Here is a 13,649-nt window from a genome sequence, read left to right on the forward strand (position 1 = left end):
CAATTACTCCTTAATTTCTTAGTGGTTTGCCAGTTTCTAGCATATATTTCATTCTAGCTTCTGTTTTCTCAGATATCGCAAGTTCTTTGAAGTTTATTAGCTCTCTTTCAAGTAGCCAATCTTCCGAAACTTCAGTATCTTTTTCTATCAGACCACCACACATAGTATCTGCTAAATTTACTGCAATCTTATAATCATGTTCAGATATTTGATTACCATCACGCATATTTACTAATAAAGCTTTGATTGTAGCGATACCAGTTTCACCAAATACAGGGACTTTTTGTTTCAGAGGTGGTTGATAACCAGCTAGAGCCATAAGTTGAGCTTTTTTAATTGCTACAAGTAGGATCTCTTTAGTATTCATTACGATTATGTCATCATCACGCAAAAAGCCCATTTCTTTGGCTTCATAAGCACTTTTTGCAACTTGAGCAAGAGCAAGGTTCTTATAGCGACGCTCAAAGTCTTTCCAATGATCTTGAGCTTGAGATGCTCTAACAGCCATTTCTTTTGAGCCACCCCAACCAGGTATAATTCCTACAGCGGCTTCAACAAGACCAATATAGCTTTCATACGCAGCAACAGCAGCATCACTATGTAAGATAGTTTCACAACCACCACCAAAAGCAAAGCCCTTAACAGCAGCGACAACAGGTATTTTGCTATAGCGTAATTTTTTGCTGATAATTCTATGACCTTTACGGATTACCTCTTCGATAGCAGCTTCGCCATTCATTGCAAATTTGATACCAAATTCTTCTAAGTTGGCACCTACCGAAAATACATCTTGTTCTTGCCATATAACAAGACCATCAAGATTTTCTTCAGCATAGTTGATAGACTCAGATATACCATCTAAAACATCATCGCCAATAGCACACATTTTGCTCTTAAATGAGAGTATTCCTATATTGTTATAGTCATTAATTTGCCATAGTTTGACACCATCATTTTCATACAGTGTTTGTGTTGCTAAAGTACTAGTATGTTCAACTATATTATCAGCGAATAGTTGACGCTTATAAACATCTAGGTTATCACGAGATATTAGAGTTTTATCCCTAAAGCTAAACTCTTTATTATTTTGATAAACACCGATATCAAGAGTATCAACCCAGTTAGGTAGAGTATTTGTTGATAATGCTTTACCAGCTGAAATGTCATCCTTTAACCAATTAGCTACTTTGTGCCAACCAGCAAGTTGCCATATCTCGAAAATACCTTGTTTCCAACCAAATCCCCAACGAATTGCTAAATCCATATCTTTAGGGAAGTTTGATATATCTCCAACTAGATGAGCAGCATACAGAAACATTTCTCTAAAAGTTGCCCACAAGAATTGAGCTTGATGATTATCGCTATTACGCAGACCTTCCAGTTTTTTGTTCCAATCTCTCTCAGCTAGTATATCTAAGACTTCTTTATCAGCTTTTTTATCAGAAGGGCGATATTCTTTAGTATCTAAATCAAGTACTTTGATACCGTCAGACTCTTTGATATATAAGCCTTTTTTAGTCTTTTGACCAAGTGAACCTGAGTTAATTAGACTTTGAATCCAGTTAGGTGTGTTGTATAGTTTTTGCCAACCATCTTCGAGATTATCTTTCATAGTTTCAACAACATGAGATAACACATCTAATCCAACCAAATCAGCAGTTCTATAAGTAGCACTTTTTGCTCGCCCTAGTTTTTTACCAGTTAGTTCATCCACAATTTCTAAAGGGATATTCATCTGTTCTGTATAGTAGCAAGTGACTAGCATTGAAAAGACACCTAATCTATTAGCGATAAAATTTGGTGTATCTTTTGCGCGAATTATACTTTTACCAAGTTTTTCAACTAAGAATGTTTCTAGTTTATCCAAGATTTCAGTATTGGTATCAACATGAGGGATTAGCTCAACTAAAGGCATATAGCGTGGTGGGTTAAAAAAGTGTACACCACAGAAATTAACTTTGAGATTCTCTGGTAATACTTCAGCTAGTTTTGTGATACTCAAGCCAGAAGTATTTGATGCTAAAATTGCATTTTCTTTGATGTGAGCAGAGATTTTAGAGTAAAGACTCTCTTTGATATCTATACGTTCGGCTACGGCTTCTATGATTAAGTCACAATCTGCTAAAAACTCAAGATTATCTTCATAATTTGCAGGAGTAATGTATTTGATAGAATCTTTTGAACCAAAAGGGGCAGGATTAAGTTTGGTGAGCTTCGCTAGTGAATCTTCAATAATAGCATTAGCACTACCTTGTTGAGATTTTAAATCAAATAAAACAACAGGGAATCTAGCATTTGCAAAATGAGCGGCAATTTGAGCTCCCATAGTTCCAGCACCAAGAACTGCAATTTTATCAATAGCTTTACGCTGTGATTTATTTTCTACAGGTTCTAACTTATTTGCTATAGTGCTACTTGAACTATTGCTACTTTCTCCAGCTGGGAGATATTCTTCGCCAAAAACTTTAAGATAACCACGCATAGCATCTTCTTTTGACATACCTCTAATCGCATCCCAAGCCATCCACTTAGCTCGTTCAACCATTTTCAGTGCAGAAGGTTTTTTAGTATTATTATCACCTTCTTTTACTTGTTTATAAAAAGCGTAAAGTTTTAGCTTTTGGCTATTATCAGGTTTGAAATCAATAGTTGCATCACGAACAGCTATCAACATTTCTTCAAACTTTTTCTCTAACTCTGTCATATTTTCCTCCCGATGTTGGTTTGTACATCGTTTTTAGATTCCGTTATTTAAACGAAATGACATTGGTACATATTATTTTTCGCTATTTTTTTGCCATTCTGGATGAGCATTTTTAGGTCCTAAAGCATAATCGTCAAACTCATCTGTTTGAATTATATTATTAACCTTTGTGAGCATCTCATTAGCAATATCTGCCTCTTGTTGAGAGATTATTTTATTCTCTAAAGCTATTTCAATAGAGTCTTGCCAGCTTGCTTTTGGTAGCTTAGCAGTTTTGATAGCATCAATAATTTTTTTCTTAATAGGTTGTGTAGTTAGTGATGCAAGATAAGCATTCTCAACTCTACCAATTGGATCATTATCATCATTTGGTATATAGCACTTATCTTTCATCCATTGTCTTGTATCGCTATTGCTGACTAATGATTTACAAATTTGTGCTTCAAGCTTGTCAGATGGTCTTCTGAATTTTTTACCGTAAGGAAAAACAAAAAGTTTCATCTTGGTAGCAAATATTCTATTTGGGAAATTTCTAAATAAGTCTAACATCGCTTGTTGAGCTTGGTATAGACAGTGTTGAATACTCCAATCAACATAGATATCATCACTTTGAGGTTCGCCTGTGTCCTTATAGTATTTCAATACAGCTACAGCCATATACAGATAACTCATGATATCTCCCAAGCGAGCGGATAATCTTTCTTTACGTTTTAGACCAGCACCTAAAACTGTTATTGAAATATCATTGACATAAGAATAAGCAGTACTCATATGTGAGATATAACGATAGTAACGCTTAAATTTAGAAGGATAGCTAGGAGCAGTGAAACCACCACTTAAACCATACCAAAGTGTACGTGAACCATTTAGAGCCATATATTTGAAATGACTCTTGAAATTGGTTATAAACCTTTCTTCATCATCATTCATTAAGCTTTCTATCTCGTTACGAATATATGGGTGACATTTCATCGCACCTTGACCAAAAATCATCAGATTTCGAGTCATAATGTTGGCACCTTCAACTGTTATGCCAATAGGTGTTGCCATATATGGAATAGCTAGATAGTTATTTGGTCCCATAATGATTGCTCGACCGCCGTGGATATCCATAGCATTGTTGATAGTTGTACGTCCCATCTCAGTTAGATGATATTTAGCAATTGCAGATGATACAGATGGTCGCAAACCACTATCAACAGCAGAAACTGTGAATTGACGAGTAGCATTGGCAACATAGGCAAGCCCTGCAGTTTCAGCTAGTTTTTCTTGAACTCCTTCAAATTGAGCAATTGGAACTTTGAATTGTTCACGCACACTTGCATAAGCTGCTGTCATTACAGCCGACATTAATGTATTGGCTGTGCCACATGCTGGTAATGAAATAGCTCTACCTATAGATAAGCACTCAACTAACATTCTCCAACCTTCACCAGCCATTTTTTGTCCGCCGATTATCCAATCGATTGGGATAAAGACATCTTTAGCTTTGATATAGCCATTCATAAAAGCTTGACCTAGAGGAAAACCACGTCTACCAATTTCTAAACCTTTGTGATTATATGGTAGTAGGGCGCATGTTATACCTTCATTACCTGTTTCACCGAGTAAGCCATCAGGATCTTGTAGTTGAAAAGCTAAACCAACTAGAGTGGCAATAGGAGCTAATGTAATATAACGTTTGTTGATATTTTTTAGTTTGATACCTAAAGTTTTTTTGCCATTGAACTCCTCATGGCAGACAATACCATAGTCAGGTAGTGAAGTCGCATCAGATCCAGCTGTTGGTCCTGTTAAAGCAAAACATGGTATCTCTTGACCAGAGGCTAATCTTGGTAAATAGTGATCTTTTTGCTCATCTGTACCATAGTGAACTAGAAGCTCACCAGGTCCAAGTGAATTAGGTACCATCACAGTGATTGCTGCAGTGACACTTTTGGTTGCTAGTTTCATAACCACTTCTGAGTGAGCTGCTGCGGAAAAGCCTTTACCACCGTATTCTTTGCTAATAACTAAACCTAAAAAGCCTTTTTCACGCATGTATTTCCAAGCTTCAATACTTAGATCTTTGTCTTGATAATTAATCTTCCAATCATCGATTAGCTTGCAAAGTTCAGTTGTTTCATTATCTAAAAATGATTTCTCTTCGGCTGTTAGCTCAAATTTTTTTAAACTGTGTAGCTTATTAAAATCAGGTTTCCCTTGAAATATATCTTGTTCAAACCAGTTATCACCAGCATTTAGGGCAGTTTGTTCAGTTTGAGAAATACTAGGAGTAGCCTTTTTTGCAATATTATAAATTTTGTTGAACATCTTTAGCTCCTTAAGCAAAAAGCTGTTTAGTTATTTATTTTCATATTTTTCAGCATATTCTTTTTGTAATGCATTTACATCTATTTTTCCAACAGTATTTTTAGGTAACTCATCTATGAAAATTATTTTTCTAGGTAATTTATAATGAGCTAATTTAGTTTCACAGTATTTAAAAATTTCTTTTTCAGTAAGTTTTTTGTCATTTTTTAGTACAACAAAAGCAACTGGCATTTCACCTGTTTCGTTAGAGTGTCCTTTTATAACCGCTGCATCTTCAATCTCTTCTTTTTCAGTTAATACTAATTCAACTTCTTTAGGAAAAACATTAAAGCCTGAGACGATAATCATGTGTTTAATGCGTCCTGATATTACTAGACGACCTTGTTCGTCAAGATAGCCCATATCCCCAGTCTTAAGCCAACCATCATCAGTGAAGTGCTCTCTATTAATCTCTGGAAGACTCCAGAATCCAGGCGATTTTTGTGGACCAGTTACCCATATCTCTCCTGTTTCGCCTTGTGGTAACTCATTACCTTTATCATCATAAATTTTGATATCAGTATTCGGTAATGGAAATCCAACACTACCACTAAAATCTTCTTCAAGTAGCGAGTTTACAGTTACAACAGGTGACATTTCTGATAGACCATATCCTTCTTTAATATTTACACCGGTGATTTTTTTCCACTCGCTAGCTACAGCTTCGGATGTTGACATGCCACCACTTATTGAGAGCTTAAAATTAGGGAACTTACTTTGTCTAATTTTTTTATTGTTTAATAGAGCAATATAAAGAGTATTTACAGCAAATATAGTTGAGAAATTACTTTTTCTCATTTCAGCAACTAAGCTTTTGATATCTTTAGGGTTAGGTATAAGTATTTGAAAGGCTCCGGAACAGTAAAAAAGAAATAGATTAGCAGTTAAGCTAAATATATGATAAATCGGTAGGGCAGTTAAGACAATTTGTTCACTAAGCTCGATATCAAACCCTTCTGTCCAAGCTTTCACTTGATAGATATTTGCTACAATATTCCTATGTAGAAGTATTGTGCCTTTAGGTGTGCCTGTTGTACCACTAGAGTATTGAAGTGCAGCTATATCATCTGGCTTTAATTCAATATTTGTATAGTTTGGAGTGTAGTCAGATTTTAGAGCATCTGTAAATGTATCAAACTTATCTTTTGAATATTTATCTTTCATACCTTTGATATATTTGACTACAAAGGAGATTATTTGTTTTTTTGGAGTAGGATATAAATCGGCAATATCTGTAACCATTTTATATTTTAGATCTTCACATTTATCAGCTATAGCTTCGACATTATGCGCAAGTCCAGATAGTACAATTACTCCTTTAGCTTTTGAATCTTGTAGGATTCCTTTGACTTCTCTACTTGTATAGAGTGGGTTTATATTTACAAAAGCACAACCAAGTTTTACCAAAGCAAAAATAACAATTGGGAACTGTAATAAATTAGGTAGCATAATAGCAATATGGTCACCTTTTTGTAATTTCCATTTGTTCTGTAAGAATCCTGCGAATTTGTCAGAATAATTGTTAATCTCGTCAAAAGTTAGTTTTTCACCGTGACAGCTAAGGGCATTTTTATTGCTAAAATCTTTAGTAGCTTTTTCAAGCATATCTTTTAGAGTAATATTAGGGATATCTATATTCAGAGGAACCTTGTCGGGATAGTTTTTTGTCCATGGCTTAGTTATCATAAAGACCTCCTGATATTTTATAATTTAGTTACTTTTATTATTTTTATACTATTCTCACTCTCCGATATATTTCTTATAAAATAATATGATTTATAGTTAAATATTATATGTTATTTAAGCGTATTTATATAATAATCATTCTTAATCGATTATTTTTATGATTTATACACCAATGTAATTTATAATAATGATTACGTTAATTGAATCACTATTATTATGAAAATTTATCATAATCCAAAATGTTCAAAATCACGTCAAGCAAAGCAAGTTTTGGATCAAAATAATATCAATTATGATACTCATTTATATCTAGACAATCCTTTGTCAGTAAAAGAGATCAAAGAGTTATTAGCAAAATTGAAGCTTTCTGTTATAGATATTATTCGTACAAAAGAAGCTATTTGGAAAGAGAACTTTAAAGATGGTGAATTCACCAACGATGAGCTCATAGAAATAGTGGCTAGCAATCCCAAGTTACTAGAGCGACCGATTATTGAACATAATGATTTTGCTGTAGTGGCAAGGTCTGATGAGAAAATACAAGAAATATTAAATACGCACTAGTTTTGTGTTAGTATTTGAAGAGTGAAATTCTATCAATAGGAGATTTTTTTATGCATAAAATATTTTATACATTCACAGATGAGGCACCAGCTTTAGCTACTGGTTCATTTTTACCAATAGTTGAAAGCTTCACTAAAGTTGCAGATATCGAGTTAGAAACAAAAGATATATCATTAGCAGCACGTATATTAGCTAACTTCAGTGATTATCTTACAGATGAGCAAAAATGCTCTGATGATTTGGCAATACTTGGAGAATTAGCAAAAACTCCCGATGCTAATATTATCAAACTTCCAAATATTAGCGCATCAATCCCTCAACTTACATCTGCTATCAAGGAGCTTCAGTCAAAAGGTTATAAAATCCCTGATTATCCATTTGAGCCAAAAGATGATAAAGAACAGGATATTAAGGCTCGCTATGCAAAAGTTTTAGGTAGTGCGGTAAACCCTGTCTTAAGAGAAGGTAACTCGGATCGTAGAGTTGCAGATGCAGTTAAAAAGTACGCTGAAAAACATCCACACTCTATGGGAGCATGGACAAAAGATTCTAAATCTCATGTTGCTAGTATGGCAGATAATGATTTTTATGCTAATGAGAAATCTTATATTGTGCCAAAAGCAACTAAGGTTAAGATAGTTCATACAGATACTAAAGGTACTCAAACAGTACTTAAAGATAATCTTGCTTTAGAAGAAAAAGAAATTATTGATGCTACTAAGATTTCAATAAAAGCATTAAGAGAGTTCTACAAAACTGAAATCGCTAAAGCTAAAAAAGAAGGTACACTACTATCACTTCATTTAAAAGCTACAATGATGAAAGTTTCAGATCCAATATTATTCGGTCATGCAGTAGAGATTTTCTTTGAAGATGTTTTCAAAAAGTATGCTAAAGAATTTAAAGAGCTTGGTGTGAATCCTCGCAATGGTTGGGGTGATGCAGTAGAAAAGATTAAGCAACTACCTCAAGATGTCCAAGATAAAATCAATGCTGATATTGAAAAGGTGTTTGCTAAGCAGCCTGATATTGCGATGGTTAACTCTGACAAAGGTATTACAAACCTAAATGTCCCAAGTGATGTTATTGTAGATGCTTCTATGCCTGCAGCTATTCGCTCATCTGGTCAAATGTGGAACAAAGATGGCAAGCTTCAAGATATGAAAGCTATGATTCCTGATAGATGTTATGCAGGTGTATATGCCGCAACTATTGATTTCTGTAAAGAAAATGGTGCTTTTGATGTTACTACTATGGGCGATGTTTCTAACGTTGGTTTGATGGCAAAAAAAGCAGAAGAATATGGTTCTCATGATAAGACATTTGAGATTCAAGCAGATGGTAAAGTTGAAGTTATTGATGCAGAAGGTAATGTGATATTTGAGCATAGTGTTGAGAAAGGCGATATTTGGAGAGCGTGCCAAACTAAAGATATCGCTGTTAAAGACTGGGTTAAGCTAGCTGTTAATAGAGCTAGAATTACTCAAAATCCTGCGATTTTTTGGTTAGATTCAAAAAGAGCGCATGATAGAAACTTAATTGCTAAAGTTAATGAATATCTGACTTTACATGATACTACTGGTCTAGATATCCAAATTTTATCTCCAGTAGAGGCTACGAAGTATTCTCTAAAGAGAATGAAAGAAGGTAAAAACACGATTTCTGTAACTGGTAACGTTTTGAGAGATTACTTGACAGATTTATTCCCTATCTTAGAACTTGGTACTTCTGCTAAGATGCTTTCTATCGTGCCTCTTTTAGCTGGTGGTGGATTATTTGAAACTGGAGCTGGTGGTTCTGCACCTAAGCACGTTGAACAACTTATTGAAGAAAACCACTTAAGATGGGATTCTTTAGGAGAGTTTTTGGCGTTAGGTGCTTCATTAGAGGATCTAGCAATCAAAACTAGAGACGCTAAAATCAAAGTCTTAGCAGAGGCATTATCTCAAGCAAACCAAGATTTCTTGGATAATGATAAATCACCAAAACGTAAGGTAGGTGAGTTAGATACTAGAGGAAGTCATTTCTATTTGGCTTATTATTGGGTCAAAGCTTTGGCTGAGCAAACTGGTAATGCTGAAATCAAAGCTAAATTTGAACCAATTTATGCTGAGCTAAAAGCTAATGAAGATAAAATTGTTAAAGAACTTAACGATGCCCAAGGTAAAAAAGTAGATCTTGGTGGTTACTACTTTATGGATAGTGATAAGCTAGCAAAAGTAATGAGACCAAGCAAAACTCTAAACTCAATTTTAGCTAAGCTATAACTCTTTATTAAGTCAATTATTTCTTATTCATGCTATAATTCTTTACTAAGAATATGCAATTTCTATCATAAAATTATGAAATTTAAAACGCTATTATCGTTATCAGAGCTTTTTTGGAATATTTTTAAAGATATATTAGTTTTACTATTTTTGGCTATTTTTGTATTTGTAAGTAGAGTCGTGATGATTTTTCTGAGATTAATTAATAAGATTCTAAAAATTACTGGTGTCAAAAAGCGTCTAATGCAGTAGCATGAATACAAATAAAGCTTCATTTAATGATTGTCTTAATCAGATACCTACCAAACTTCGTGGCAAGTTTATTTCAGCCATTAATAACAATAAGTTACCAAGACAGCAGCTACTGACTGATTTACAGCTTTTGGCTGAACAGACTAGCCAAAAGATTTTGCCTAAAATAACTTATCCGGATCTTCCTGTTGCTGAAAAAGTTGATGATATAAAAAAGCTTATACAAGATAATCAAGTTATTGTTGTAGCAGGAGAGACGGGTTCTGGTAAGTCAACACAATTACCTAAGATATGTCTTGATTTAGGGCTAGGCAAACGCGGATTAATTGGACATACTCAACCAAGAAGACTTGCGGCTAGATCTATTGCTAGTAGAGTCGCTACTGAGATTGGTGATCAATCAAAAGTATCTTTTAAAATACGTTTTTCAGATCAAACTTCTGAAAATACTTTAATCAAAGTAATGACAGATGGTGTGCTACTATCTGAAATCAAGAATGATAAGTTTTTATCTCAATATGAGGTTATTATTATTGATGAGGCTCATGAAAGAAGTTTAAATATTGACTTTCTACTTGGTTGTATAAAAAAGATACTATCATATAGACCTGATTTAAAAGTAATCATTACCTCAGCAACTATAGATCATCAGAAGTTTATAGATTATTTTCAGAATGCTAAAGATATTACAATTAGTGGTAGAACATACCCTGTTGAAATCCGTTATCAAAATGATGATGATTTTGAAGAGTTTTCATTACAAGAGAGAATATTGTATGCTCTTGATGAGCTTGGCAGAGGAGACGTTTTAGTCTTTTTGCCTACAGAAAGAGATATCCATGAAACATTAGCATATTTAAACAAACAAGATCTTAGATTTACAGAGGTTTTACCTTTGTTCTCGAGATTATCAAATAAAGATCAAAATAAAATATTCAACCCAGAAGGATCTATACGTAGGGTTATTTTAGCAACTAATGTTGCAGAAACATCTCTGACAGTGCCGCGCATAAAATATGTGATAGATTCAGGCTTAGCGCGAATAAGTAGATACAGCTATCGCACCAAGGTGCAGCGCCTACCGATAGAGAAAATTTCTCAAGCAAGTGCTAATCAAAGAGCCGGTCGATGTGGTAGGTTATCAGCTGGTGTTTGCATACGTCTATATAGTGAGGAAGATTTTAATAATCGTAAAGAATATACCGATCCCGAGATTTTACGTACTAATTTAGCATCTGTTATTTTGCAAATGTTGTTTTTAAAATTAGGAAATATTCAAGATTTTCCATTTATAGACTCGCCTGATTCAAGATTTGTTAAAGATGGTTTTAAGCTTTTATTTGAGCTACAAGCAATATCAGAGCTTAATTATTCAAAACCTAAAATTACTGATGATGGTATCAAAATGGCAATTATGCCATTAGATCCTAAGTTGGCAAAAATAGTTATAGAAGGTCATAGACAAAATACTCTTAGAGAGATTGTTTCGATTGTTAGCTTTTTAAGTGTACAGGACCCGCGTGAGAGACCTCTGAATTTTCAGCAAAAAGCTGATGAAAAACACAATGTTGATAAAGATAAATCTTCTGATTTTATAGCGATTTTAAATTTGGCAAATAGACTAAACTCTGATTTAAAAGGTTTATCAAATAGAGAAAAAAAAGAATATTTTAAAAAGAATTTTATTTCACCTGTTAGATTTAATGAGTGGAATGATATTTATCGACAAATTGTTGAAGTTGTTCACCAGTTTAAATGGAAATTATCGTCAAATGAAAAGCTTGATTATGAAAACCTACACAAAGCCATAGCCAGTGGATTTTTGAGTAACATTGGATTTAATTATGAAAATGCTGAGTATCTAGGAGCTAGGGGGCTTAAGTTTTTTATATTCCCTGGGTCTTCTCAGTTTAAAGTAAAGCCAAAATGGTTACTTTCATCGGAAATAGTTGAAACTACCAAGACATACGCGCGGAATGTTGCAAAAATAGAGCCGGAATGGTTAGAGAGCTTAGCAGAGCATCTTATTAAAAAGCACTATGATGAGCCTATTTGGAGCAAAAAGCGAAGAGCTGTTGTAGTCAATGAAAGAATTACGCTTTATGGCTTAGAGATAGTTTCAAAAAGATCTGTGCAATACGCTAAGATAAATCCTCAAGAGGCTAGAGAGATATTCATTCGAGAAGCTCTCGTTAATGGTGACTTTGATTCTAAAGCGTATTTTTATCAGCAAAATCTCAAGCTTATAAATCAAGTTGAAGAGCTCGAAAACAAATCACGCCGAAAAGATATTTTGGTCGATGAAGAGATAATGTTTGCACATTATGATAGCTTTATCCCAGATGATGTTTGTAGTGGTGCAACATTTGATAAATGGTTAAAGTCAGTCACAAAAGAGCAGCAAAAGGGCTTTATCTTTGATATAGAAAGTCTAATGCAGCATGATGCTAAAGAAATTACGCAACAGAAGTTTCCTGATGTCTTAACTATCGCAGATATGCATTTGCCATTAGAGTATCACTTTGACCCATTGGATGAGAGGGATGGTGTAACAGTTACTGTACCAATAGTTTTTATCAATGATATAAACCCTGCTGTTTTAGAGTGGGGGGTGTATGGTTTTTTGTATGACAAGATTGTCGCTTTATTACGTGCTTTGCCAAAAAATATTCGTAAAAATTGTGTGCCAGTGCCAACTTATGCTCAAGCTATATTTGAATCAATAGATTTTGATAAGGATAGGTACTCTCCGTTGAAGTCTATTATTGCCAAACATATTACGCGAATAGTAGGTTTTGTGGTAGATGAGACAGTGTGGCAGGGTGATGAGCTGGAGAAGCATCTTGTGTTGAATGTAAAAGTTGTTGATGAGCATGGTAAAACACTAGCAGTTGGTAAGGATATTTATATATTAAAGCAAAAGCTTAAAAACCTTGTAGCTAAACCAAAACAAGAAGTTGATGAGACGGTTTATTATGATTGGGATTTTTCAGATATTGCTATGACTAGTCAAATCAAAGAGTACGGTATAACGGCCAAAGTCTATAATTGTCTGGAGGAGTATAAAGATGGTGTGAGGCTATCTTATAAGGCAACATTCGATGAAGCCAAGCTATGTATGCAAAAGTCTTTGAAAAGGTTAATTAAACTACGCTTACAGAATCAGTTATCAAAAAATATCAAAAGTAATGACCTAACAAGCTTATCAATGTCGTTAAAACTAAGTGACTCAAAAGATAAAGTGATTGATAAGGCTATAGATTTGAGTTTTTTTGATAATATCGAATTGCCATATGCCAAAGTAGATTTTGAAAAATTCTATGCTTTGGGGATGCGGAAATTTGCTTCAAATAAGACCAAAGTTGAAGCATTGCTTTTAGAAATAACAAAGTTTAAGTCGCAGCTTGAAAAAAAACTAAATGTTAAAAAAATACCACTTAATTTTATCGAACTTTTTACAGATGTTAGGAATGAGCTTACTGAGCTTTTTACAGATGATTATATATATCAACCAGTAGAGTTTTTACAGAGGTATAAATATTATCTTCAAGCCTTAGAAAATAGGCTAGAAAAAGCTAAATTAAATCTCCAAAGAGATCGAGGGTATCAAATAGAAGTTAATGAGCTAAGATCTAGATTGGCTAAAAAAATAACAGCTAATCATATTGCTAAAAGTGAGTTGATTGGTATAAGAGTTAGTAACTTAATTCAGGAATTATGGATATCATGGTATTTGCAGAATGTTAAGACCATCGAATCAGTATCATATAAGAAAATTTTAGCTTACATAAATGAGATATAGCTAGGATACTTTGATATAATTA

Annotated in this window: 7 protein-coding genes; 4 read left to right on the forward strand and 3 right to left on the reverse strand. The window is 33.9% G+C overall.

Annotated elements, in window-relative coordinates:
* Nucleotides 1–10 precede the first annotated feature (10 nt).
* From FTPG_RS04615 to FTPG_RS04625, 3 genes are all read right to left on the reverse strand, one after another.
* Nucleotides 11–2,704, reverse strand: a complete 2,694-nt coding sequence (locus tag FTPG_RS04615; RefSeq protein ID WP_004287261.1) for an acyl-CoA-binding protein — start codon at nt 2,702–2,704, stop codon at nt 11–13.
* Nucleotides 2,705–2,776: 72 nt separating this feature from the next.
* A complete protein-coding gene (locus tag FTPG_RS04620; RefSeq protein ID WP_004287262.1) occupies nt 2,777–5,017 on the reverse strand; it encodes an acyl-CoA dehydrogenase in 2,241 nt (746 codons plus the stop codon).
* Nucleotides 5,018–5,047: 30 nt separating this feature from the next.
* Nucleotides 5,048–6,742, reverse strand: coding sequence for a long-chain-fatty-acid--CoA ligase (locus FTPG_RS04625; RefSeq protein ID WP_004287263.1), 1,695 nt, complete (start codon nt 6,740–6,742; stop codon nt 5,048–5,050).
* 216 nt (nt 6,743–6,958) lie between these two features.
* Here FTPG_RS04625 and arsC point away from each other — a divergent pair, with 216 nt between their 5' ends.
* The 4 genes from arsC (at nt 6,959) to hrpA (ending at nt 13,627) form a co-directional block, all read left to right on the forward strand.
* Nucleotides 6,959–7,306 carry an arsenate reductase (glutaredoxin) gene (gene arsC / locus FTPG_RS04630; protein ID WP_004287264.1) on the forward strand — a complete coding sequence of 116 codons (348 nt, stop codon included), beginning with the start codon at nt 6,959–6,961 and terminating at the stop codon, nt 7,304–7,306.
* Between the two features lie 50 nt (nt 7,307–7,356).
* Nucleotides 7,357–9,573 (forward strand): NADP-dependent isocitrate dehydrogenase, encoded by a 2,217-nt coding sequence (locus tag FTPG_RS04635; protein ID WP_035722417.1) that lies wholly within the window; start codon nt 7,357–7,359, stop codon nt 9,571–9,573.
* A 75-nt stretch (nt 9,574–9,648) separates the two neighbouring features.
* The gene (locus FTPG_RS09790) at nt 9,649–9,825 is read left to right on the forward strand and encodes a hypothetical protein (protein WP_004287266.1); all 177 of its coding nucleotides are present in this window, start codon (nt 9,649–9,651) and stop codon (nt 9,823–9,825) included.
* A 1-nt stretch (nt 9,826) separates the two neighbouring features.
* Nucleotides 9,827–13,627, forward strand: a complete 3,801-nt coding sequence (gene hrpA, locus FTPG_RS04640; protein WP_004287267.1) for an ATP-dependent RNA helicase HrpA — start codon at nt 9,827–9,829, stop codon at nt 13,625–13,627.
* The last annotated feature ends 22 nt before the right edge of the window (nt 13,628–13,649 follow it).

Origin of the sequence: Francisella philomiragia subsp. philomiragia ATCC 25015, assembly GCF_000156715.1 — a bacterium.
GTDB classification, from domain to species: Bacteria; Pseudomonadota; Gammaproteobacteria; order Francisellales; family Francisellaceae; genus Francisella; species Francisella philomiragia.

What these genes read in the sequence shown, in the direction of transcription:
- FTPG_RS04615 (WP_004287261.1), bottom strand. Translation starts at nt 2,704, where the DNA reads ATGACAGAGTTAGAGAAAAAGTTTGAAGAAATGTTGATAGCTGTTCGT.
- FTPG_RS04620 (WP_004287262.1), bottom strand. Translation starts at nt 5,017, where the DNA reads ATGTTCAACAAAATTTATAATATTGCAAAAAAGGCTACTCCTAGTATT.
- FTPG_RS04625 (WP_004287263.1), bottom strand. Translation starts at nt 6,742, where the DNA reads ATGATAACTAAGCCATGGACAAAAAACTATCCCGACAAGGTTCCTCTG.
- arsC (WP_004287264.1), top strand. Translation starts at nt 6,959, where the DNA reads ATGAAAATTTATCATAATCCAAAATGTTCAAAATCACGTCAAGCAAAG.
- FTPG_RS04635 (WP_035722417.1), top strand. Translation starts at nt 7,357, where the DNA reads ATGCATAAAATATTTTATACATTCACAGATGAGGCACCAGCTTTAGCT.
- FTPG_RS09790 (WP_004287266.1), top strand. Translation starts at nt 9,649, where the DNA reads ATGAAATTTAAAACGCTATTATCGTTATCAGAGCTTTTTTGGAATATT.
- hrpA (WP_004287267.1), top strand. Translation starts at nt 9,827, where the DNA reads ATGAATACAAATAAAGCTTCATTTAATGATTGTCTTAATCAGATACCT.